The organism is Streptomyces sp. NPDC057616 (genome assembly GCF_042800575.1).
In the GTDB taxonomy this organism is placed as follows: domain Bacteria; phylum Actinomycetota; class Actinomycetes; order Streptomycetales; family Streptomycetaceae; genus Streptomyces.
On record NZ_JBHVGU010000029.1, the window covers coordinates 60,796 to 80,687 of the forward strand.

At 71.8% G+C, this 19,892-nt stretch carries 22 protein-coding genes; 6 read left to right on the forward strand and 16 right to left on the reverse strand.

All coding sequences use genetic code 11. The features are described 5' to 3' along the window. Nucleotides 1–175 precede the first annotated feature (175 nt). Nucleotides 176–493, reverse strand: a complete 318-nt coding sequence (locus ACFU97_RS31460) for a hypothetical protein (protein ID WP_384263470.1) — start codon at nt 491–493, stop codon at nt 176–178. A 186-nt stretch (nt 494–679) separates the two neighbouring features. Here ACFU97_RS31460 and ACFU97_RS31465 point away from each other — a divergent pair, with 186 nt between their 5' ends. Further along, nucleotides 680–1,483, forward strand: coding sequence for a methyltransferase domain-containing protein (locus tag ACFU97_RS31465; protein WP_384263473.1), 804 nt, complete (start codon nt 680–682; stop codon nt 1,481–1,483). Between the two features lie 73 nt (nt 1,484–1,556). On the opposite strand, the gene gatB is transcribed toward ACFU97_RS31465, so the two are convergent. The 6 genes from gatB to ACFU97_RS31495 all read right to left on the reverse strand — a co-directional run bounded on the left by gatB (nt 1,557) and on the right by ACFU97_RS31495 (nt 6,219). After that, complete coding sequence (gatB, locus tag ACFU97_RS31470; RefSeq protein WP_384263475.1) at nt 1,557–3,071, reverse strand: Asp-tRNA(Asn)/Glu-tRNA(Gln) amidotransferase subunit GatB; 1,515 nt, start codon at nt 3,069–3,071, stop codon at nt 1,557–1,559. 15 nt (nt 3,072–3,086) lie between these two features. Continuing rightward, the gene (locus ACFU97_RS31475; protein WP_384263629.1) at nt 3,087–3,278 is read right to left on the reverse strand and encodes a hypothetical protein; all 192 of its coding nucleotides are present in this window, start codon (nt 3,276–3,278) and stop codon (nt 3,087–3,089) included. Nucleotides 3,279–3,325: 47 nt separating this feature from the next. Beyond that, nucleotides 3,326–4,825, reverse strand: a complete 1,500-nt coding sequence (gatA, locus tag ACFU97_RS31480) for an Asp-tRNA(Asn)/Glu-tRNA(Gln) amidotransferase subunit GatA (protein WP_384263478.1) — start codon at nt 4,823–4,825, stop codon at nt 3,326–3,328. A gap of 4 nt (nt 4,826–4,829) precedes the next feature. After that, nucleotides 4,830–5,126 (reverse strand): Asp-tRNA(Asn)/Glu-tRNA(Gln) amidotransferase subunit GatC, encoded by a 297-nt coding sequence (gene gatC / locus ACFU97_RS31485; RefSeq protein ID WP_016432511.1) that lies wholly within the window; start codon nt 5,124–5,126, stop codon nt 4,830–4,832. A 189-nt stretch (nt 5,127–5,315) separates the two neighbouring features. After that, nucleotides 5,316–5,810: a cupin domain-containing protein gene (locus ACFU97_RS31490; RefSeq protein WP_384263480.1), complete on the reverse strand. Its 495-nt coding sequence runs from the start codon at nt 5,808–5,810 to the stop codon at nt 5,316–5,318. A gap of 37 nt (nt 5,811–5,847) precedes the next feature. Then, nucleotides 5,848–6,219 carry a DUF4267 domain-containing protein gene (locus tag ACFU97_RS31495; RefSeq protein ID WP_384263483.1) on the reverse strand — a complete coding sequence of 124 codons (372 nt, stop codon included), beginning with the start codon at nt 6,217–6,219 and terminating at the stop codon, nt 5,848–5,850. Between the two features lie 97 nt (nt 6,220–6,316). Between ACFU97_RS31495 and ACFU97_RS31500 the strand changes: the two genes are divergently transcribed. Then, nucleotides 6,317–6,904: a TetR/AcrR family transcriptional regulator gene (locus tag ACFU97_RS31500; RefSeq protein WP_384263485.1), complete on the forward strand. Its 588-nt coding sequence runs from the start codon at nt 6,317–6,319 to the stop codon at nt 6,902–6,904. Nucleotides 6,905–6,954: 50 nt separating this feature from the next. Here the strand turns inward: ACFU97_RS31500 and ACFU97_RS31505 are convergent, their stop codons facing one another. From ACFU97_RS31505 to ACFU97_RS31525, 5 genes are all read right to left on the reverse strand, one after another. Continuing rightward, nucleotides 6,955–9,201: a putative bifunctional diguanylate cyclase/phosphodiesterase gene (locus ACFU97_RS31505; RefSeq protein WP_384263487.1), complete on the reverse strand. Its 2,247-nt coding sequence runs from the start codon at nt 9,199–9,201 to the stop codon at nt 6,955–6,957. A 259-nt stretch (nt 9,202–9,460) separates the two neighbouring features. Continuing rightward, complete coding sequence (ligA, locus tag ACFU97_RS31510) at nt 9,461–11,653, reverse strand: NAD-dependent DNA ligase LigA (RefSeq protein ID WP_384263490.1); 2,193 nt, start codon at nt 11,651–11,653, stop codon at nt 9,461–9,463. Between the two features lie 15 nt (nt 11,654–11,668). Beyond that, on the reverse strand, nt 11,669–12,670 hold the full coding sequence (locus ACFU97_RS31515) for a methionine synthase (RefSeq protein ID WP_384263492.1): 1,002 nt from the start codon (nt 12,668–12,670) through the stop codon (nt 11,669–11,671). A gap of 46 nt (nt 12,671–12,716) precedes the next feature. Then, nucleotides 12,717–13,406, reverse strand: coding sequence for an SDR family oxidoreductase (locus ACFU97_RS31520; protein WP_384263494.1), 690 nt, complete (start codon nt 13,404–13,406; stop codon nt 12,717–12,719). Nucleotides 13,407–13,508: 102 nt separating this feature from the next. Next, nucleotides 13,509–14,048: a TIGR00730 family Rossman fold protein gene (locus tag ACFU97_RS31525; protein ID WP_384263497.1), complete on the reverse strand. Its 540-nt coding sequence runs from the start codon at nt 14,046–14,048 to the stop codon at nt 13,509–13,511. Nucleotides 14,049–14,098: 50 nt separating this feature from the next. Between ACFU97_RS31525 and ACFU97_RS31530 the strand changes: the two genes are divergently transcribed. After that, nucleotides 14,099–14,422 (forward strand): DUF427 domain-containing protein, encoded by a 324-nt coding sequence (locus ACFU97_RS31530; RefSeq protein ID WP_384263499.1) that lies wholly within the window; start codon nt 14,099–14,101, stop codon nt 14,420–14,422. Between the two features lie 47 nt (nt 14,423–14,469). Further along, complete coding sequence (locus tag ACFU97_RS31535; protein WP_384263501.1) at nt 14,470–15,255, forward strand: alpha/beta fold hydrolase; 786 nt, start codon at nt 14,470–14,472, stop codon at nt 15,253–15,255. A gap of 6 nt (nt 15,256–15,261) precedes the next feature. Here the strand turns inward: ACFU97_RS31535 and mnmA are convergent, their stop codons facing one another. Continuing rightward, complete coding sequence (gene mnmA, locus ACFU97_RS31540) at nt 15,262–16,392, reverse strand: tRNA 2-thiouridine(34) synthase MnmA (protein ID WP_384263504.1); 1,131 nt, start codon at nt 16,390–16,392, stop codon at nt 15,262–15,264. Nucleotides 16,393–16,452: 60 nt separating this feature from the next. On the opposite strand from mnmA, the gene ACFU97_RS31545 reads away from it, so the two are divergent. Beyond that, nucleotides 16,453–17,148, forward strand: a complete 696-nt coding sequence (locus tag ACFU97_RS31545) for an N-acetylmuramoyl-L-alanine amidase (RefSeq protein ID WP_384263506.1) — start codon at nt 16,453–16,455, stop codon at nt 17,146–17,148. Between the two features lie 17 nt (nt 17,149–17,165). Here the strand turns inward: ACFU97_RS31545 and ACFU97_RS31550 are convergent, their stop codons facing one another. The 3 genes from ACFU97_RS31550 to ACFU97_RS31560 all read right to left on the reverse strand — a co-directional run bounded on the left by ACFU97_RS31550 (nt 17,166) and on the right by ACFU97_RS31560 (nt 18,999). After that, nucleotides 17,166–18,329, reverse strand: a complete 1,164-nt coding sequence (locus ACFU97_RS31550) for a cysteine desulfurase family protein (RefSeq protein WP_384263509.1) — start codon at nt 18,327–18,329, stop codon at nt 17,166–17,168. 190 nt (nt 18,330–18,519) lie between these two features. Beyond that, complete coding sequence (locus ACFU97_RS31555; protein WP_384263511.1) at nt 18,520–18,795, reverse strand: DUF4190 domain-containing protein; 276 nt, start codon at nt 18,793–18,795, stop codon at nt 18,520–18,522. Nucleotides 18,796–18,831: 36 nt separating this feature from the next. Continuing rightward, complete coding sequence (locus ACFU97_RS31560; protein ID WP_384263513.1) at nt 18,832–18,999, reverse strand: hypothetical protein; 168 nt, start codon at nt 18,997–18,999, stop codon at nt 18,832–18,834. 123 nt (nt 19,000–19,122) lie between these two features. On the opposite strand from ACFU97_RS31560, the gene ACFU97_RS31565 reads away from it, so the two are divergent. Then, on the forward strand, nt 19,123–19,749 hold the full coding sequence (locus ACFU97_RS31565) for a TetR family transcriptional regulator (RefSeq protein ID WP_384263515.1): 627 nt from the start codon (nt 19,123–19,125) through the stop codon (nt 19,747–19,749). The last annotated feature ends 143 nt before the right edge of the window (nt 19,750–19,892 follow it).

The window sequence follows — 19,892 nt, forward strand, 5'->3', positions numbered from 1 at the left end:
ACGATTTGTGGATCTTTGACCGGGAACAGTGGTTCAGGAGATGAACAGCCCGCAAAGAACGCATGAGCAATGCAAGGACCACTCTTGCAGGCAGAAGTGATCGTTTATGCCGTTCGTGGGCTTATTCACAGGAGTGGGAGGCAGATCACAGGACAGTAACGGCGACTCTGTCACCTCAGTCGAACTGATCCCCCACCGCCATCACCGAGACCCCCACGATCAGCAGCCACAGCGCCCGTCGCGTGCGCCCCCGGGAGCCCAGCAGCGCGGCCGCCGCGCAGACGGCGGCGCCGAAGGCGTAGGCGGTCGGCACGAGCGCCGGGGCGGAGCCGGAGGCCCGCAGCACGGCGGCGGCCAGCCCGGCGAGGGCCAGCAGCGCCCCGGTGCCGGCCGCGGTCCAGCGGGCCCGGCGCGCGTCCCCGGCCGGATCCAGGACCTCGGCGACACCGCTGCCGCCGTCGTCCGGTATCTCGGAATCAGCGCGTCCACTCATGGCGGGCGAGGGTAGCGCGTCCTCCTGAGAAACCGGCTGCGGTCCGGCGCGGCCGGGTGCTAGCTTCCGCGGGTCAGCCCTCACCGGCCCCTCGCCGACGACCGAAGCGGGTGCATTGTTTGAAGGTCCGACCGAGCTCCTACGCATCGACTTCCCCTACGAAGATCCCAAGGAGCCCGTTCACCGATGTCCGACATCGACTCCAGGACCTCGAACGACCCCCTCGCTGACCGTGTGAAGCACCCGTCCTATCCGCGCAGCGGCCAGTACGACGCGCGCTGGACGGTCGACAACCAGATGGGCCCGAACGCCCTGTGGCTGCTGGAATGGCTGGCCCCCGCCCTCGGCCTGGACACCCTGCGCCCGTGTGCCCGGGTGCTCGACCTCGGCTGCGGCCGCGCGATGACGTCGGTCTTCCTGGCGCGCGAGTTCCACGCCCAGGTGACCGCGGCCGACCTCTGGGTCGCGCCCGACGACAACGCCCGGCGCATCTCCGAGGCGGGCTTCGCCGACCGCGTGCTGCCCGTGCACGCGGAAGCTCACGACCTGCCCTTCGCCGAGGGGAGTTTCGACGCGATCGTGAGCATCGACGCCTATCAGTACTTCGGCACCGACGACCTCTATCTGCCCACGCTCACCCGGCTGCTGAAGCCCGGCGGCCGTATCGGCGTCGTCGTACCGGCCCTGCGTGAGGAGCCGGCCGGCGACGAGCCTCCCGAACACCTCAGGCCCTGGTGGGAGCCCGACTTCTGGTGCTTCCACTCGGCCGCCTGGTGGCGGCGCCACTGGACGCGCGGCGGGGCCGTCGAGGTCGAGGCGGCCGACTGGCAGCCGGACGGCTGGCGGGACTGGCTGCTGTGGTGCGAGGTGGTCGCCGAGGAGAGCCCGGAGGAGTTCCACCGCACGATGGCCCGCCGGGTCGGCGAGATGGTGCGGGCGGACCAGGGCCGCACGCTCGGTTTCGTACGGGTCGTGGGACGCCGCAAGTAGGCAGCCCGGGGAGCCGGGGCACGCGGAACGGCCCCGGAGGTCACACCTCCGGGGCCGTGTCGCGTACGGGCGCTCAGCCTTCGGAAACGCCCAGCTTCTCCAGGATCAGCTCCTTGACGCGGGCCGCGTCGGCCTGGCCGCGGGTCGCCTTCATGACCGCGCCGACCAGGGCGCCGGCCGCGGCCACCTTGCCGCCGCGGATCTTGTCCGCGACGCCCGGGTTGCCGGCGATGGCCTCCTCGACGGCGGCGGTCAGCGCGCCCTCGTCGGAGACGACCTTGAGACCGCGCTTGTCGACGACCTCGTCCGGGGTGCCCTCGCCCGCGAGGACGCCCTCGATGACCTGGCGGGCCAGCTTGTCGTTCAGATCGCCCTTCGAGACCAGCTCGGTGACCCGTGCGACCTGCGCCGGGGTGATCGCCAGCTCGTCGAGCGCCGTGCCCGACTCGTTGGCGCTGCGCGCCAGTTCGCCCATCCACCACTTGCGGGCGGAGGCCGCGTCGGCGCCGGCGTCGATCGTCGCGACGATCGGGTCCAGCGCACCGGCGTTGAGGATGGCCTGCATCTCGGTGCCCGAGACGCCCCACTCCTCGCGCAGCCGGTTGCGGCGCACCAGCGGCAGCTCGGGCAGCGCGCCCCGGATCTCCTCGACCCACGTGCGCGAGGGCGCCACCGGAACCAGATCCGGCTCGGGGAAGTACCGGTAGTCCTCGGCCTCCTCCTTCACGCGGCCCGAGGTCGTCGACCCCGTGTCCTCGTGGAAGTGGCGGGTCTCCTGGACGATGGTGCCGCCGGAGGAGAGCACGGCCGCGTGCCGCTGGATCTCGAAGCGGGCCGCACGCTCCACGGACCGCAGCGAGTTGACGTTCTTCGTCTCCGAGCGGGTGCCGAACTTCTCGGTGCCGTTCGGGCGCAGCGACAGGTTGACGTCGCAGCGCATCTGGCCCATCTCCATGCGGGCGTCGGAGACACCGAGCGCCCGGATGAGCTCGCGCAGCTCGCGGACGTACGCCCGCGCGACCTCGGGAGCGCGCTCGCCCGCGCCCTCGATCGGCTTGGTGACGATCTCGATGAGCGGGATACCGGCGCGGTTGTAGTCCAGCAGGGAGTGGGACGCGCCGTGGATACGGCCCGTGGCGCCGCCGACGTGCGTCGACTTGCCGGTGTCCTCCTCCATGTGGGCGCGCTCGATCTCCACGCGGAAGGTCTCGCCGTCCTCCAGCTGCACGTCGAGGTAGCCGTTGAAGGCGATCGGCTCGTCGTACTGGGAGGTCTGGAAGTTCTTCGGCATGTCCGGATAGAAGTAGTTCTTCCGGGCGAAGCGGCACCACTCGGCGATCTCGCAGTTCAGCGCGAGACCGATCTTGATCGCGGACTCGACGCCGGTCGCGTTGACGACCGGGAGCGCGCCGGGCAGGCCGAGGCAGGTCGGGCAGGTCTGCGAGTTGGGCTCGGCGCCCAGCTCGGTCGAACACCCGCAGAACATCTTGGTCTTGGTGCCGAGTTCGACATGGACCTCGAGGCCCATGACGGGGTCGTACGACGCCAGCGCGTCCTCGTACGACACCAGGTCGGTCGTGGTGGTCACGGTGAAACTTCCCTCTCAGCCCAGGAGGACGTCGTCGTCGCCGAGCCGCTTCAGCTCGCGGTACAGGACGGCGAGGCCGGTGACGATGCCGACGGCGGCCACCGTCGCGTCGATCAGCCGCAGCGTGTCCTGCTCGGAACGTGCCTTCTTGATCCGCTTGGCGACACCGAGCGCGCCGAAGGCGGTGGTGGCGATGGACACGTACATGCCGGACTTGGACTTCTTGAAGTCCTGAGCCTTGGTCAGTGTCTTGGTCACAGCGACGGAGCCTCCTCCAGGAGCGGGTGCCCCCACTTTTCCACGTAGGCGGCTTCGACCGCGGCGCCGACCTTGTACAGACGGTCGTCCTTGAGCGCCGGGGCGATGATCTGCAGGCCGACCGGGAGGTTGTCCTCCGGGGCGAGGCCGCAGGGCAGCGACATGGCCGCGTTGCCCGCCAGGTTGGTCGGGATGGTGCACAGGTCGGCCAGGTACATCGCCATCGGGTCGTCGGCGCGCTCGCCGATCGCGAAGGCGGTGGTCGGGGTCGTCGGGGAGACGATCACGTCGACCTGCTCGAAGGCCTTCTCGAAGTCGCGCGTGATGAGCGTGCGGACCTTCTGCGCGGAGCCGTAGTAGGCGTCGTAGTAGCCGCTGGACAGGGCGTACGTGCCCAGCATGATGCGGCGCTTGACCTCGGGGCCGAAGCCCGCCTCACGGGTGAGGGAGGTGACCTCCTCGGCCGAGTGGCTGCCGTCGTCGCCGGTCCTGAGGCCGTAGCGCAGGCCGTCGAAGCGGGCGAGGTTGGAGGAGCACTCGGACGGCGCGATCAGGTAGTACGCCGACAGCGCCAGGTCGAAGGACGGGCAGTCCAGCTCGACGATCTCGGCGCCCAGCTCCTTGAGCAGCGCGACGGACTCGTCGAACCGCTGGATGACGCCGGCCTGGTAGCCCTCGCCGCGGAACTGCTTGACGACACCGACGCGCATGCCCGCGACGCTGCCGTTGCGCGCGGCCTCGACGACCGGCGGGACCGGGGCGTCGATGGAGGTGGAGTCGAGCGGGTCGTGGCCCGCGATGACCTCGTGCAGCAGCGCGGCGTCCAGGACCGTACGGGCGCAGGGCCCGCCCTGGTCGAGGCTGCTGCTGAACGCCACCATGCCGAAGCGGGAGACGGCGCCGTACGTCGGCTTCACGCCCACCGTGCCGGTGACGGCGGCCGGCTGGCGGATGGAGCCGCCGGTGTCGGTGCCGATGGCGAGGGGGGCCTGGAAGGAGGCGAGGGCCGCGGAGGAGCCGCCGCCGGAACCGCCGGGGATCCGGGTCAGGTCCCACGGGTTGCCGGTGGGCCCGTACGCGCTGTTCTCGGTGCTGGACCCCATGGCGAACTCGTCCATGTTGGTCTTGCCGAGGATGACGACGTCGGCGGCCTTCAGCCGCTTGGTGAGCGTCGCGTCGTACGGCGGGATCCAGCCCTCGAGGATCTTCGAGCCGACGGTGGTCGGCACGCCCTCGGTGGTGAAGATGTCCTTGAGCGCGAGCGGGACGCCCGCGAGGGTGCCGAGCTTCTCGCCCTTCTCCCGCTTCGCGTCGACGGCGCGGGCCTGCGCCAGGGCGCCCTCGCGGTCGACGTGCAGGAAGGCGTGCACCTTCTCGTCGACGGCCTCGATCCGGGCGAGGTGCGCCTCGGTCACCTGGACGGCGGTGAGTTCGCCGGAGGCGATCTTCGCGGCCGTCTCGGCGGCGGTGAGCTTGATGATGTTGCTGTCCGTCATGGGATCAGTCCTCCCCCAGGATCTGCGGCACCTTGAAACGCTGCTGCTCCTGGGCCGGGGCGCCGGAGAGCGCCTGCTCGGGGGTGAGCGAGGGACGGACCTCGTCCTTGCGCATGACGTTCGTCAGCGGGAGCGGGTGCGAGGTCGGCGGTACGTCTTGGTCGGCGACCTCGCTGACGCGGGCGACCGCGCCGATGATGTCGTCGAGCTGGCCTGCGAAGTGATCGAGTTCTTCGGGCTTCAGCTCCAGACGCGCCAGCCGGGCGAGGTGGGCGACCTCCTCGCGCGTAATGCCAGGCATGCAGCGATCCTCTGGGGTGAGTGTGTGTGGTTTGGGGCCGGGGCCGGTCGTCGCATTCCCGTCGTTCGCCCGAAGGGCGGGTCGTGCGGACGGGAATGTGACGACTGGCCCCAATCCTATGGGGCGGGGAGCCGTGGCCGTTAAACGGTTTACCGGCCCCCCGCTGCCCGAGGTAGGCGCCCGTGCCCTTCAGGTACGGCGGCCGTCCCACGCCTGGCTCTTCATGAAGTGGTTGTCGTAGAGGTCCTGGACCTCCAGCAGGCTCTCCGGGCCGGCCTCGCCGAGGGCGATGCGCTGGAGGTGGCGGAAGTACTCGAAGCGCTCGACGCCGGGCGTCAGGACGATCAGGAGGTCCGCGTCGGCGCCGGGCACGGCGGCGAAGGCGTGCGGCCTGCCGGGCGGGACGACGACGAGGTCGCCGGGGCCGGCGGTGAGGACCTCGTCGCCGGAGAGGATCTCGGCGGCGCCGTCGAGCAGGAAGAACATCTCGGCGGAGTTGTCGTGCCAGTGGGGTTTGGCGCCGTCGGCACCGCCCGTGAGGGTGACGCGCTGGGTGGACAGCGCACCGCCGGTGCTGCTGCTGTCGGCCAGCAGGCGCACGGTGGTCGGGGCGCGGCCGACGACCTCGGCCTCCGCCTCGCGGACCACCACGGACTCGTCGAACTTCGGAACGAACAGCGACATCTTCGAACCCCCGGTATGTGTACGGACGTTGACCGACTCAGACGAGGAACAGCAGCGCGGCACTGATCAGGACGACGACGGCGGTCGCGAAGTGGACCCCGAACGCCACCGCCCTGGCACCTCCGTGCCTGAGGACTATGACCGTGTCGCAGAGCGGCACGAGTGCCACGGCAAGCATGAACCACGCCTCGGCCCGGGCACCGGCGAAGACCAGAAGCGCCAGGCCCACGAGCCCGAAGGCGCCGTCCCGCGAGCCCTTGACCGAGAGATAGGCGCCGGCGTCGCCGTCCGGCCGGGCGGGGACGCCGTAACCGGCGGCGGCGGGGGCCGGCTGGAACAGGAACCGGTAGCCGAGGAACAGGCAGAACAGGTCGAGCAGGACGGCCAGGGTGTAGGCGGTGGCGGTCATGTCTCCAACTCCTTGTTCGGTTTGCTAGCAACGCTAGGTACGAGAGCGAAGCTAGCAGAGCATCGACAGATTGGCTAGCGCTGCTAGAATTCATGTCATGTCGATCCAGACGCGCCGGGAGCGCGAACGAGCGGAACGCGAACGGCTGATCCTCACGGCGGCGCGGGAACTCGCCGAGTCGGAGGGCTGGGACGCGGTGACGACCCGTCGTCTGGCCGCGGAGATCGAGTACAGCCAGCCGGTCCTCTACAGCCACTTCAAGGGCAAGGGCGCGATCATGGCGGCGGTCGCGGTGCAGGGCTGCGCCGATCTGGCGGAGGAGCTGCGCGCGGCCCGCACGGCGGCGAAGGGCACCCGCGAGGCGCTGGCCGCGGTGGGACGGTCGTACGCCGACTTCGCGCAGCGGCGGCCGGCCCTGTACGACGCGATGTTCACCCAGGCCACGGAGCTGCCGTTCGCCACGCCCGAGGCGCCGGAGCCGCTGAAGCAGGCGTTCGGGGAACTACTGCAGGCGGTGGAGCCGATCGCGGCCGAGGGCGAGGATCCGGCGCTGCTGACGGAGACGTACTGGGCGGGCCTGCACGGCCTGGTGACGCTCATGCGCAGCGGCCGGCTGCCGACGGAGGCGCACGAGCGGCGCCTGGCCCTGCTGATCGGGCACTTCACGGCGGGGTGCGGGGGCTGAGCACGCCGCCGGTGAGCCGCCGGGACGCCGACGGCGGGGGTTGCTGCGGGCTATTCGTCGGTGGCGGCGGCCGGGAGCGCCGCGCGCGGGCGCTGCCAGCCGCGCGTGCCGCGGGCCAGCAGCCAGGCCGTCGTCTCCTCGGCCGGCATCGCGGCCGCCACGAGCCAGCCCTGTACGGCGTCGCAGCCCAGGTCGCGCAGGCGCTCCCAGGTCTCGTCGTCCTCGACGCCCTCCGCGACGACCAGCAGGCCGAGCGAGTGGGCCAGGTCCACGGTGCAGCGGACGATCTCCGCGTCCTCCGCGTCCACGGCCAGCCGCGCCACGAAGGAGCGGTCGATCTTCAGCTCGCTCACCGGCAGGCGCCGCAGGTGCACCAGCGACGAGTAGCCCGTGCCGAAGTCGTCCAGCGACATCTTCACGCCGTGCCCGGTCAGGCCGGCCAGGGTGTCCGCGGCGCGCTGCGGGTCCTCCAGCAGGACGTGTTCCGTTATCTCGAGTTGGAGCGCTCCCGCCGGAACTCCGTGCCGGGCCAGGCGCGCGGCGACCGAGCCCGCGAAGCCGGGGGTGTGCACGTCACGCGGGGAGACGTTGACCGCGACCGGCACCCGCAGGCCCTGGGCCCGCCACCGGGCCACCTGGGCCAGCGCCGTCTCCAGGACGTACTCGGTGAGATGGGGCATCAGCCCCGAGGACTCGGCGATCGCTATGAACTCGTCCGGCGGCACCTTCCCCCGCTCGGGATGCACCCAGCGCACCAGCGCCTCCAGCCCGGCCACATGCCCGTCGAAGCGGACCTTGGGCTGGTAGTGCAGCTCCACCTCCTGCGCGTCGAGGGCCCGGCGCAGGTCGCCGAGGAGTCCGAGCCGGTCGGGGGTGTTGGAGTCGCGCTTGGACTCGTAGACCTCGACGCCCGTACGGTCCCGCTTCGCCTGGTACATCGCGACGTCCGCCCGGCGCAGCATCCCCTCGGCGTCCAGGGCGTGGTCCGGGAAGACGGCGACGCCCGCGCTGGCCTCCAGGACGAGGGTGAGCCCGTCGAGGTCCAGCGGCGAGCTGAGCGCGGCGACGAGGCCGCGGGCCACCCGGGTCGCGGACGTCGTGGAGTCGGCGACCGGCAGCAGTACGGCGAACTCGTCACCGCCCAGCCGCGCGGCCTCCGCTCCGCGCGGCAGTGCGAGACGCAGCCGGTCGGCTATCTGCAACAGCAGCCGGTCGCCCGCGAGATGCCCGAGGGTGTCGTTGACCGAGCGGAAGCGGTCCAGGTCGATGAGCATCAGGGCGGCGCGGGCGCCGATGCGCTCGGCGTCGTCCAGCGCGGTCCAGATGCGCTCCTGGAGCCACTGCCGGTTGGGCAGTCCGGTCAGCGGGTCGCGCAGCTGCTCCTCCGCCCGGGCCCGCGCGATCCACAGGGTGGAGTCGAGCGCGATCAGCGGGATGGCGAACAGCGGCAGCAGCACCGGCTGGGCGACGGCGACCACGCAGACCAGCGGGGCGATACCGAGCAGCGCCACCGCGACAAGTCCCTGTCTGACCAGGGCGGTCCGGGCGACGGTGGGCAGGCCCTCGCGGCGCGGGGCGTGCAGGTACCACAGCAGGGTGCGGGTGACCAGGAGGTAGGCGGCGGCGACCAGCACCACCGCGGGGGCGGTGTAGAGGGTCCAGCTGTCCGGGTTCCAGGGCGACTCGACGGACGGCACCCGTCCGAAGGCGCCCAGCACGAGGGCCCCGGCGCCGATGCCGAGGATGTCGACCGAGCCGTGCAGCACGCCCTGGCGCCAGCGGTTGCGGCGGGCGATGCCGACCAGCACGACGACGGTGAGGCTGACCATTCCGGCCGGCACCCAGCCGTAGAGCAGCAGGACGGCGAGGGTGAGGGCGGCGCCCGAGCCGGTGCCGCCCCACCAGCGGGAGCGGCCGAGCATCACCAGGTGGCCGACGATGATGCCGGTCAGCAGGGCCAGCGCCCAGCCGACGGTGCCGCACGGGAAGAGCGCGTGGCTCCCGCTGAACGCCCGGTAGAAGCCGGCCCCGAGGACGAAGGCGGCCGAGCCGACGACGGCCGCGGGCAGCGCGGGCCAGGACGCGTGCCGTTCGAGCTCGGCGTCCTCCGGTCCTGCGGGGTGGTCCGTGGTGAGGTGCGGGGCACGCCCGTCCGTCGCGGTGTACTGTCCGGTGGCGCGCCCCTCCGCACCCGGACGTTCCGAAGGCCGCCCGGCCCACCGGTTCGCCCGCCATGCGCCGGCGACCCGGCGCAGGCGCAGCCCTGAGTCAGGGGCGGCGCTCTCGGTCGGTTCCATTCCCGTCCCTCTCACAGCCGGCGGTGCCCACGCCACGCGGCCCGATGCCCGACATCCATCAACGGCACCGCGTTGGAAAACCCTTCCCCTTGCTCATCAAGAGCAAGGGGATGCCCCAACCGCAGCTGGGCACGGCAGGTGCACATCTCAACAGTAGGCCGCAGAAGGCTTCCACGGGCAGCGGTCGTCGACGGTTGCCCGAATGCACCCCAGCCACCCGTATGCATCTGGTATGCGCCGATCGGGTGGCGTTCAATCGCTATTCCTCTGTGGGAAGCGCAACTTCGGCCGCCGCGTCCGGGCCCTGCTCCAGCAGGACGTTGAAGCCCTCCTCGTTCAGTACGGGCACTTTGAGCTGCATCGCCTTGTCGTACTTCGAGCCCGGGCTGTCCCCCACGACGACGAACGACGTCTTCTTGGAGACGGATCCGGTCACCTTCGCCCCGCGGCTCTGCAGGGCCTCCTTGGCGCCGTCGCGCGTGAAGTGCTCGAGGGTACCGGTGACCACGAGCGTCAGGCCCTCGAGCGGGCGCGGCCCTTCGTCCTCGCCCGAGCCCTCCTCCTCCATGCGGACGCCGGCCGCCCGCCACTTGCGCAGGATCTCCTGGTGCCACTCCTCGGCGAACCATTCCTTGAGGGAGGCGGCGATGATCCCGCCGACGCCGTCGGTGTTCGCCAGCTCCTCCTCGCTCGCCTGCTCGATGCGCTCGATCGACCGGAACTCCCTGGCCAGCGCCTCGGCGGCGACCGGGCCGACATGACGGATCGACAGACCGGTCAGTACGCGGGCGAGCGGGCGCTCCTTGGCGGCGGCGATGTTCTCCAGCATGGCAACCGCGTTCTTCTTCGGCTCGCCCTGCTGGTTTGCGAAGACCGTGGCGATCTTCTCCTCGCCGGTCTTCGGGTCGCGCTTGGGCAGGCCGCTGTCCTGGTCGAGGACGTACGCCTTGATGGGCAGCAGCTGCTCGACGGTGAGGTCGAAGAGGTCGCCCTCGTCCCGCAGCGGCGGGTCGGCGGGCTCCAGGGGCTTGGTGAGGGCGGCCGCGGCGACGTAGCCGAAGTGCTCGATGTCCAGCGCCTTGCGGCCGGCGAGGTAGAACAGGCGCTCGCGCAACTGGGCCGGGCAGGCGCGCGCGTTGGGGCAGCGCAGGTCGACGTCGCCCTCCTTCATCGGCCTGAGCGGGGTGCCGCACTCGGGGCACTCGGACGGCATCACGAACTCGTGCTCGCTGCCGTCGCGCAGGTCGACGACCGGGCCGAGGATCTCCGGGATGACGTCCCCGGCCTTGCGCAGCACCACCGTGTCGCCGATGAGGACGCCCTTGGCCTTGACCACGTCCTGGTTGTGCAGGGTGGCGAACTCCACCTCCGAACCGGCCACCGTGACCGGCTCGACCTGGGCGTACGGCGTGACCCGGCCGGTACGTCCCACGCCCACGCGGATGTTGACGAGCTTGGTGTTGACCTCCTCGGGCGCGTACTTGTACGCGATCGCCCAGCGCGGGGCGCGGGAGGTGGAACCGAGGCGTCCCTGGAGGGCGATCTCGTCCAGCTTGACGACGACTCCGTCGATCTCGTGCTCCACGGAGTGGCGGTTCTCGCCGTAGTACGCGATGAACTCCCGCGCTCCGTCGAGGCCGTCGACCACCTTGTTGTGCGGGGAGGTGGGCAGGCCCCAGGTCTTCAGCAGGTCGTAGCCCTGGGAGAGGCGGGTGAGGCCCTCGAAGCCCTCCAGCACACCGATGCCGTGGACGACCATGTGCAGTGGGCGGGTGGCGGTGACGCGGGGGTCCTTCTGGCGCAGCGAACCGGCCGCGGCGTTGCGCGGGTTGGCGAAGGGCTTGTCGCCGGCCTCCACCAGCCGGGCGTTGAGCTCCTCGAACTTCTCCATCGGGAAGTAGACCTCGCCGCGGATCTCCACGCGGTCCGGGACGCGTTCGCCGTTGAGGCGGTCCGGAATCTCCGCGATCGTCCGGACATTGGGGGTGATGTCCTCACCCGTGCGCCCGTCGCCGCGCGTGGCCGCGCGGACGAGACGGCCGTGCTCGTACGTGAGGTTGACCGCGAGGCCGTCGACCTTGAGCTCGCAGAGGAAGTGGTAGTCCTGCTCGCCGAGCTCGCGGTGGATGCGGTCGGCCCAGGCGGCGAGCTCCTCGTCGTTGAAGGTGTTGTCCAGGGAGAGCATCCGGGAGGCGTGCTGGACCGCCGTGAACTCGGTTGCGTAGGAACCCGACACCTTCTGCGTCGGCGAGTCCGGCGTGCGCAGCTCCGGGTACTCCTCCTCCAGCGCCTCCAGGGAGCGCAGGAGCTTGTCGAACTCCGCGTCGCTGACGACCGGAGCGTCGTTCACGTAGTACCGGAAGCGGTGCTCCTCGATCTGCTCAGCGAGCTTCGCGTGCCGCTCCCGCGCCTCGGCGGGCACTGCCGTCTGCGCTTGCTTGTCGCCGGCCACCGTGTTGTCCTCCCGTTACTCTGGGTTGTCCGCGAGGGATCTCGCCGCCCTGACGCAGTGGGCGAGAGCCCGGCGCGCGTAGTCCGGGGAGGCCCCCGCGAGTCCGCACGACGGCGTGATCGTGACCGCCTCCGCGAGAAGCCCCGGTTGCAGCCCCAGCCTGCGCCACAGCGTCCTGACACCCATGACGCTACCGGCAGGGTCCGACAATCGGCCGTCCGTGCCGGGCACGACACCGGCGAAGAGCCGGGTACCGCCTTCCACCGCCTCGCCGATCGTCTCGTCGTCACGCTCGGTGAGGAGCGAGAAGTCGAAGGAGACCGCCGCAGCGCCCGCCCGGCGCAGCAGGGCGAACGGGACGTCCGGTGCGCAGGAGTGGACCACGGCGGGGCCGCCCGTGTGAACCCCGATGACGTCGCGGAGGGTGGCCTCGACGAGCTGGCGGTCGACCGCCCGGTGCGTGCGGTAGCCGCTGGCGGTCTTCACATGGCCGCGCAGCACCGCGGTGAGCGAGGGCTCGTCGAGCTGGAGGACGAGGCGGGCGCCGGGGACGCGGCGCCCGACGTCCTCCAGGTGCAGGCGCAGTCCCTCGGCGAGCGAGGCCGCCAGATCGCGGCAGGCGCCCTGGTCGGAGAGGGCCGCCTCGCCGTTCTTCAGCTCCAGCGCGGCGGCGAGCGTCCAGGGGCCCACCGCCTGGACCTTCAGTGGTCCCTCGTACTCCTGGGTGAACTCCTCCAGGGCGTCCAGGTCCTCGCCGAGCCAGGACCTGGCGCGCTTGGTGTCCCGGCCGGGCCGGTCGCCGATCCGCCAGCCGCTGGGCTCCACGCGCGCGTACAGGTCCACCAGCAGGCCCGCGGTGCGGCCGATCATGTCCGCGCCGGGGCCGCGGGCGGGCAGTTCGGGCAGGAACGGGAAGTCCTCGAAGGTCCCGGTGACGGTCTTGGCGGCCTCGCGGGCGTCACCGCCCGGCATGGAGCCGATGCCGGTGGCGGGGCCGAAGGGAAGGTCTGCGTTCACACGAGAAGCCTATGTTCCCCGCCCGCCGCCCCCGCCCGTCCCGCCGTCACCTGCCCGGGCGCACCGTCAGGTCGTTGACCTCGGCGTCCGCCGGCAGGTCGACGGCCATCAGGATCGTGGTCGCCACCGACTCGGGGTCGATCCACTGCGCGGCGTCGTACTCCTTGCCCTCCTGCTGGTGGACCTTGGCCTGCATGGGGCTGGCGGTGCGGCCGGGGTAGACCGAGGTGACGCGGACGCCGGCCGCGTGCTCCTCCTGGCGCAGGGAGTCGGCGAGGGCCTTGAGGCCGTGCTTGGAGGCGGCGTACGCGGACCAGTTGGCACTGGCGCTCAGGCCGGCGCCGGAGTTGACGAAGACGACGTGGCCGCGGGTGGCGCGGAGCTGGGGCAGGAAGTGCCGGGTCAGCTCGGCCGGGGCGATCAGGTTGACGTTGAGCTGGTGGCGCCAGGTCTTGGGCGTGAGGTCGCCGACCGGTCCGAGGTCGACGACGCCCGCGATGTGGAGCAGCGAGTCGACCCGGTCGGGGAGCGTCTGGTGGGAGAAGGCCCAGGACAGCTTGTCCGGGTCGGCCAGGTCGCCCACGAGGGTCCTCGCACCGGGGAACTCCGCCGCCAGCTCCTTCGCGCGGCCGGCGTCGCGCGCGTGGAGCACGAGTTCGTCCCCGCGCGCGTGGAGGCGGCGGGCGACGGCCGCGCCGATGCCGGAGCCCGCTCCGGTGATCACATGTGTAGCCATGCCGCCATGCTCGCATCACGCGGGTGCCGGACGTCCCCCCGCCCGGCTCCCCCGCTCACCTCGCGCCGGTCCCGCGGCGCCCCACGCCGGTCCCGCCGCGCCTCACTCGACGCCCTGGCTCTCCTCCAGGTACGCCAGCGCGCCCACCGGCTCCTCGGCGAAGAACACCAGCTCGGTGAGCGGGCGGGGCAGGAAGCCCTCGTCCTCCATGCGCCGGAACTGCTCCTTGAGGCCGTCGTAGAAGCCCGCGGTGTTGAGCAGGACGACCGGCTTGTCGGTGTGCCCGTGCTTCTTCAGCTCCAGGATCTCGGTGGCCTCGTCGAGCGTGCCGGTGCCGCCCACCATGATCACCACCGCGTCGGCCTTCTCCAGGAGCAGCCGCTTGCGCTCGGCGAGGTCGCGGGCGATCACCATCTCGTCCGCGCCGTGGCGTGCCTTGGCCGCCAGGAAGTCCACGGAGACCCCGCAGAGCCGGCCTCCCGCCTCCTGCACGCCGTCGGCGACCACCTTCATCAGCCCGACGTCCGAACCGCCCCAGACGAGCGTGTGCCCGCCCTTGCCCAGCAGTTTCGCGAAGTCGCGCGCGGGGCGCGTGTAGCGGTCGTCGAGGTCGGCGGCGGAGAGGAAGACGCAGATACGCATGAGGCAACCGTACGCGGGAAGAACCGCGGGCCCGCGAGCGCTGCCCAGGTATGGCCCAAGGACACACGATCACCATCGAGCAAGGCGACCAGCACGTGCGCGTGGTGCACGGCGACCAGGTTCTGGCGGAGAGCGACCGGCCGCTGCTGCTGCGCGAGACCGGCTGTCCGGTGCGGTACTACATCCCGGCCGAGGACGTGCGCCTCGACCTGCTGACGCCGTCGGACACGCACACCTACTGCCCGTTCAAGGGCACCGCCTCGTACTGGTCCGCCGCGGACGCGGCGGACATCGTCTGGTCCTACCCCGACCCCAAGCCGGACGTCACCGAGATCAAGGACCACCTCTGCTTCTACGAAGTGGACGTGTCGTGAGCGGTTGAGCGCGCATATCCGCGCGTGGTGGGGCAGTCTCCAAAGACATGGAGAAGAAGACCCTTTCACGTGACGGCACCCCCGTCGCGTACGAACGGTTCGGACAGGGCCCCGCGGTCGTCCTCGTCAGCGGTGCGATGTCGACGAGTGCCACGGTGGTCCCCCTCGCCGCGGCTCTCTCCGACCGCTTCGGCGTGATCGTCTACGACCGCCGCGGCCGGGGCGAGAGCGGCGACACGGCGCCCTACGCGGTGGCCCGCGAGGTCGAGGACCTCGCGGCGCTCATCGAGGTGGCGGGCGGCGAGGCCTCGCTCTACGGCATCTCCTCGGGCGGCGCGCTCGTCCTGGAGGCGGTGGCGAGCGGGCTGCCGGTCCCCCGGGCCGCCGTGTACGAGGTGCCGTTCGCCATGTCCGGGGACGCCGGCAAGGAGCGCACCGAGTACACCGCGAACCTCACCGAGGCGCTGCGCGAGGACCGGCGCGGGGACGCCGTCGAGCTGTTCCTGCGGCTGACGGGGCTGGCCGAGGAGATGATCCGCGGCGCCCGCCAGTCCCCCATGTGGGCCGCGATGGAGGCACTCGCGCCGAGCCTCGCCTACGACGACGCCCTGCTGGGGGACGGAACGGTGCCCCGCGCGCGGCTCGCCACGATCGGCGTGCCCGTGCTGTCGGTCGCCGGCTCGGCGAGCCCCGCCTGGATGGGCGAGGCCGCCCGGGCCGTCGCCGACGCGGTGCCGCAGGGGACGTACCGCAGCCTTGCGGACCAGACCCACCGGGTGGATCCGCAGGTGCTCGCGCCGGTGCTGGCGGAGTTCTTCTCCCCGGCCGGGTAGGGCGGTTCAGGCCACGGTCGCGGTCGCGCGCGTGGTCGTCGCGATCGTCGCCGAGCCCACCACGCGCGTGCCCTCGTACAGGACGATCGCCTGGCCGGGGGCGACGCCGCGGACCGGCTCGGTGAACGACACCTCGAGGGTGCCGTCGGCCAGCTCGGCCCGCACCTCGGTCTCGCCGCCGTGCGCGCGCAGCTGGGCGGTGTACGTGCCGGGGCCGGCGGGTGCCACTCCGCACCAGCGCGGCTTGACGGCGGTGAGCGCGGTGACGTCCAGGGCCGCGGCCGGGCCGACCGTCACCGTGTTGTCGACCGGCGAGATGTCGAGGACGTAGCGCGGCTTGCCGTCGGGTGCCGGGGTGCCGATGCGCAGTCCCTTGCGCTGGCCGATGGTGAAGCCGTACGCGCCCTCGTGGGTGCCGAGCTTGGCGCCGGACTCGTCGACGATGTCGCCCTCCGCCTTGCCCAGGCGGGAGGCCAAGAAGCCCTGGGTGTCGCCGTCGGCGATGAAGCAGATGTCGTGCGAGTCCGGCTTCTTGGCGACCGCGAGGCCGCGGCGCTCGGCCTCGGCGCGGATCTCGTCCTTGGTGGTCACCGTGTCACCCAGCGGGAACAGGGCGTGCGCCAGCTGCCGGTCGTCGAGCACCCCGAGGACGTACGACTGGTCCTTGGCCATGTCGGAGGCGCGGTGCAGCTCGCGCGTGCCGCCCTCGTTCACGATCACCTTGGCGTAGTGGCCGGTGCAGACCGCGTCGAAGCCGAGGGCCAGCGCCTTGTCCAGCAGGGCGGCGAACTTGATCTTCTCGTTGCAGCGCAGGCAGGGGTTCGGGGTGCGCCCGGCCTCGTACTCGGCGACGAAGTCCTCGACCACGTCCTCGCGGAAGCGGTCGGCGAGGTCCCAGACGTAGAACGGGATGCCGATGACGTCCGCGGCCCGGCGGGCGTCGCGCGAGTCCTCGATGGTGCAGCAGCCACGCGCGCCCGTGCGGAACGATTGCGGGTTCGCGGACAACGCCAGATGGACACCGGTCACGTCGTGGCCGGCCTCGGCGGCGCGGGCGGCGGCGACGGCGGAGTCCACTCCGCCGGACATGGCGGCGAGTACGCGAAGGGGGCGGGGGCGCTGCGAGGTGTCAGTCATAACCCTTCAAGAGTACGGGGGCGCGGGAACCGGAGCCCACGAGTATCCGTTGGTGATCACATGGGGGACACGAGGAGCGACTCGGACCGGCGGATCGGGCGCCGCGCGCTGCTGATCGGCGGTGCGGCGGCCGCCGTCGGCACGGCCGTCCTGGCGCGCGAGGAGCTGTCGCATCTGTGGTGGCGGATGCCCGGGGTGGAGAAGCCGCGCACGCCGGGTGCGGTCGACTTCCGGGGCGCGCGGTGGCTGGCGGCCTCCTCGGCGAACTACCGCCGCGCGGACCGTCCCGCCGACTACCCGATCGACCGGGTGGTCGTCCATGTCACCCAGGGCAGCTTCGCGAGCGCGGTCAAGGCCTTCCTGAACCCGGCCCACCAGGCCGCGGCCCACTACATCGTCCGGCAGAACGGCGAGATCACGCAGATGATCCGCGAACTGGACGTGGCCTTCCACTCCGGCAACCGCGCGTACAACGAACGCAGTGTCGGCATCGAGCACGAGGGCTTCGTGGAGCACCGGTCCTCGTTCACGGACGCGATGTACGCGGCCTCCGCGCGCCTGACCGCGGGGATATGCGGGCGCTACGGCATACCGATCGACCGGACGCACATCATCGGCCACTCCGAGGTGCCGGGGGCGGACCACACCGACCCGGGGCGCTACTGGGACTGGGACCGCTACCTGCGGCTCGTGCACCGGGCGTCGGCCGCGGCCTCGGCATCAGCGTCGGCCTCGCCTTCGGCCGCGAAGTCGTAGGGCAACTCCCGGGCGGGTCAGGTCAGTCCGGCGGCGCGGGCACGCTCGACCGCCGGGCCGATCGCCTTGGCCAGCGCCTCCACGTCCGCCTCCGTGGAGGTGTGGCCGAGGGAGAAGCGCAGCGTGCCGCGGGCCAGGTCGGGGTCCGTGCCGGTGGCCAGCAGGACGTGGCTGGGCTGGGCGACGCCCGCGGTGCAGGCGGAGCCGGTGGAGCACTCGATGCCCTGCGCGTCGAGGAGGAGCAGCAGGGAGTCGCCCTCGCAGCCGGGGAAGGTGAAGTGGGCGTTGGCCGGCAGCCGGTCCACCGGGTCGCCGCCGAGGATCGCGTCCGGGACGGCCGCGCGGACCGCCTCGACCAGGCTGTCGCGCAGGGCGCCGATCTCGGTCGCGAACCACTCGCGCTGCTCGGTGGCCAGACGTGCGGCCACCGCGAAGGAGGCGACGGCCGGGACGTCGAGGGTGCCGGAGCGGACGTGGCGCTCCTGGCCGCCGCCGTGCAGGACGGGCACGGGGGTGTAGTCGCGGCCGAGGACCAGGGCGCCGATGCCGTAGGGGCCGCCGATCTTGTGGCCCGAGACCGTCATCGCGGCGAGCCCGGAGGCGGCGAAGTCGACCGGGACCTGGCCGAAGGCCTGGACCGCGTCGGAGTGCAGCGGGATGCCGAACTCCTGTGCCACGTCGGCCAGTTCACGGACCGGCAGGATCGTGCCGATCTCGTTGTTGGCCCACATCACGGTGGCCAGGGCGACGTCGTCGGGGTTGCGGGCGATGGCCTCGCGCAGCGCCTCGGGGTGGACGCGTCCGTGGGAGTCGACCGGGAGGTACTCGACCGTGGCGCCCTCGTGCTCGCCGAGCCAGTGGACGGCGTCGAGGACGGCGTGGTGCTCGACCGGGCTGGACAGGACGCGGGTGCGGGCCGGGTCGGCGTCGCGGCGGGACCAGTACAGGCCCTTCACGGCGAGGTTGTCCGCCTCGGTGCCGCCGGAGGTGAGAACGACCTCGCTGGGACGGGCGCCGAGTGCTTCCGCGAGGGTCTCGCGGGCCTCCTCGACGGTGCGGCGGGCCTGGCGGCCGGAGGCGTGGAGCGAGGAGGCGTTGCCCGTGACGCTCAGCTGGGCGGTCATCGCCTCGACTGCCTCGGGGAGCATCGGGGTGGTCGCGGCGTGGTCGAGGTAAGCCATGATGCCCCGATTCTACGGGGCCGCAGGCAGGACCCGGCGTCAAGGTCGCCCGGTGCTGCAGCGAGGTTGCCCGTACCCTGCGCCGCGCTTGACCTCGTCGTCAAGCGCCCGGCGACGCACGCCGTGCTCACCCGTTCCGCACTGCGGAACGGCTGCCCACGCAGGTGACGCGGGTGACGGAGCGAGCGGGTCACAGGCTCCAGGACACCGTGTTGGAGACCTGCATCGCGATCGCGAGGACGGCGAGGTCCGCGACGCCCAGGGTCAGGCCCAGGAAGGCGCGTCCACGGCGGGCCGTGCCGCGCCAGAGGGCCACGGCGGCCAGGGCGATGGCGATGGGGCCGAGGAAGAGGTTGAGGACCAGCAGGCCGAGCAGGCCGAGGATGAAGGACGCGACGGCCATGCCGTCGGCGTCACGACGCGGGCTCGAGGTGGTGCGGCCGGTGGCCGGTGCGGTGAGTTGCATGACGGGTCAGCTCCAGGAAGCCGTAGGGACGGTCGGTCAGTGCGTGGACGAGTGGCGGCGGCGGCCGTTGCGCTCCCGGAGCGCGAAGATGCCGAGCCAGGCGGCGATGACGGCGGCCGCGACGAGCGTGAACGCGAACGGCGCGTGGGCCACGGTGCCCAGCACCGCGCCGAACAGCAGCAGTGCGGCGACAAGGAACAGCATGGGATGGATCCCCCTCCGAGTTACGGTTCGGTGAACAGTTGTAGTAACAGTTGTTCACTGACTACAGAGTCTAGCCTGTCCTACGGCTTTCCAAATCCAGAGAACAGTTGTTAACTGGATGACATGAGTCACACCCTCGGCATCCGGCAGGCCCAGAAGCAGAAGACCAGGCAGGCGCTCCTCGACGCGGCGCTCGGTCTGCTGGAGGAGCAGAGCCTGAGCAGCCTGGGCCTGCGCGAGGTCACCCGTGCCGTCGGCGTCGCCCCCACCGCCTTCTACCGGCACTTCCGCTCCATCCCCGATCTCGGCGTGGCCCTGGTCGAGGAAGCGCTGGGCAGCCTGCACCCGATGATCCGGACGACGGTGACCTCGGCGGACAACAGCGAGGAACGCATCACGCGCGCCATCGAGTTGATCGCCGGCCATGTGGACGCGTACCCCGCGCATGTCCGATTCATCGCCCGTGAGCGACATGGCGGAGTTCAGCCGGTGCGGGACGCCATCCGGGACCAGCTGGCCCGGTTCGCCGAGGAGGTGCGGGACGAGCTCGCCAAGGACCCGCAGTCCGCGGGCTGGAGCGACGACGACCTGCTGATGCTGGCCCATCTCTACGTGGACCAGATGCTGATCACCGCCTCGCTGTTCCTGGAGGCCATGGAGGGCACGGACGCGGACCGGGAGCGGGTGGCGCACGTCGCCTCGCGGCAGATGCGGCTGATCAGCATCGGGCGCCGGCACTGGCTGGACTGAGCAACGCGCAGGGGGGGGGGGAGCGCCCGCCCCCCGGGGTGGCCCCCCCCCCCAACGCAAAAAAGAAACAAACCCCCCCCCCCCCCCCCCCCCCCCCACCCCCCCCCCCCCCCCCCCCCCCCCCCCCCCCCCCCCTCCCCCCC

Coding starts and splice junctions, on each gene's coding strand:
- ACFU97_RS31460 (WP_384263470.1), bottom strand. CDS start 493: ATGAGTGGACGCGCTGATTCCGAGATACCGGACGACGGCGGCAGCGGT.
- ACFU97_RS31465 (WP_384263473.1), top strand. CDS start 680: ATGTCCGACATCGACTCCAGGACCTCGAACGACCCCCTCGCTGACCGT.
- ACFU97_RS31475 (WP_384263629.1), bottom strand. CDS start 3,278: ATGTACGTGTCCATCGCCACCACCGCCTTCGGCGCGCTCGGTGTCGCC.
- gatA (WP_384263478.1), bottom strand. CDS start 4,825: ATGACGGACAGCAACATCATCAAGCTCACCGCCGCCGAGACGGCCGCG.
- gatC (WP_016432511.1), bottom strand. CDS start 5,126: ATGCCTGGCATTACGCGCGAGGAGGTCGCCCACCTCGCCCGGCTGGCG.
- ACFU97_RS31490 (WP_384263480.1), bottom strand. CDS start 5,810: ATGTCGCTGTTCGTTCCGAAGTTCGACGAGTCCGTGGTGGTCCGCGAG.
- ACFU97_RS31495 (WP_384263483.1), bottom strand. CDS start 6,219: ATGACCGCCACCGCCTACACCCTGGCCGTCCTGCTCGACCTGTTCTGC.
- ACFU97_RS31500 (WP_384263485.1), top strand. CDS start 6,317: ATGTCGATCCAGACGCGCCGGGAGCGCGAACGAGCGGAACGCGAACGG.
- ACFU97_RS31505 (WP_384263487.1), bottom strand. CDS start 9,201: ATGGAACCGACCGAGAGCGCCGCCCCTGACTCAGGGCTGCGCCTGCGC.
- ACFU97_RS31520 (WP_384263494.1), bottom strand. CDS start 13,406: ATGGCTACACATGTGATCACCGGAGCGGGCTCCGGCATCGGCGCGGCC.
- ACFU97_RS31525 (WP_384263497.1), bottom strand. CDS start 14,048: ATGCGTATCTGCGTCTTCCTCTCCGCCGCCGACCTCGACGACCGCTAC.
- ACFU97_RS31530 (WP_384263499.1), top strand. CDS start 14,099: ATGGCCCAAGGACACACGATCACCATCGAGCAAGGCGACCAGCACGTG.
- ACFU97_RS31535 (WP_384263501.1), top strand. CDS start 14,470: ATGGAGAAGAAGACCCTTTCACGTGACGGCACCCCCGTCGCGTACGAA.
- mnmA (WP_384263504.1), bottom strand. CDS start 16,392: ATGACTGACACCTCGCAGCGCCCCCGCCCCCTTCGCGTACTCGCCGCC.
- ACFU97_RS31545 (WP_384263506.1), top strand. CDS start 16,453: ATGGGGGACACGAGGAGCGACTCGGACCGGCGGATCGGGCGCCGCGCG.
- ACFU97_RS31550 (WP_384263509.1), bottom strand. CDS start 18,329: ATGGCTTACCTCGACCACGCCGCGACCACCCCGATGCTCCCCGAGGCA.
- ACFU97_RS31555 (WP_384263511.1), bottom strand. CDS start 18,795: ATGCAACTCACCGCACCGGCCACCGGCCGCACCACCTCGAGCCCGCGT.
- ACFU97_RS31560 (WP_384263513.1), bottom strand. CDS start 18,999: ATGCTGTTCCTTGTCGCCGCACTGCTGCTGTTCGGCGCGGTGCTGGGC.
- ACFU97_RS31565 (WP_384263515.1), top strand. CDS start 19,123: ATGAGTCACACCCTCGGCATCCGGCAGGCCCAGAAGCAGAAGACCAGG.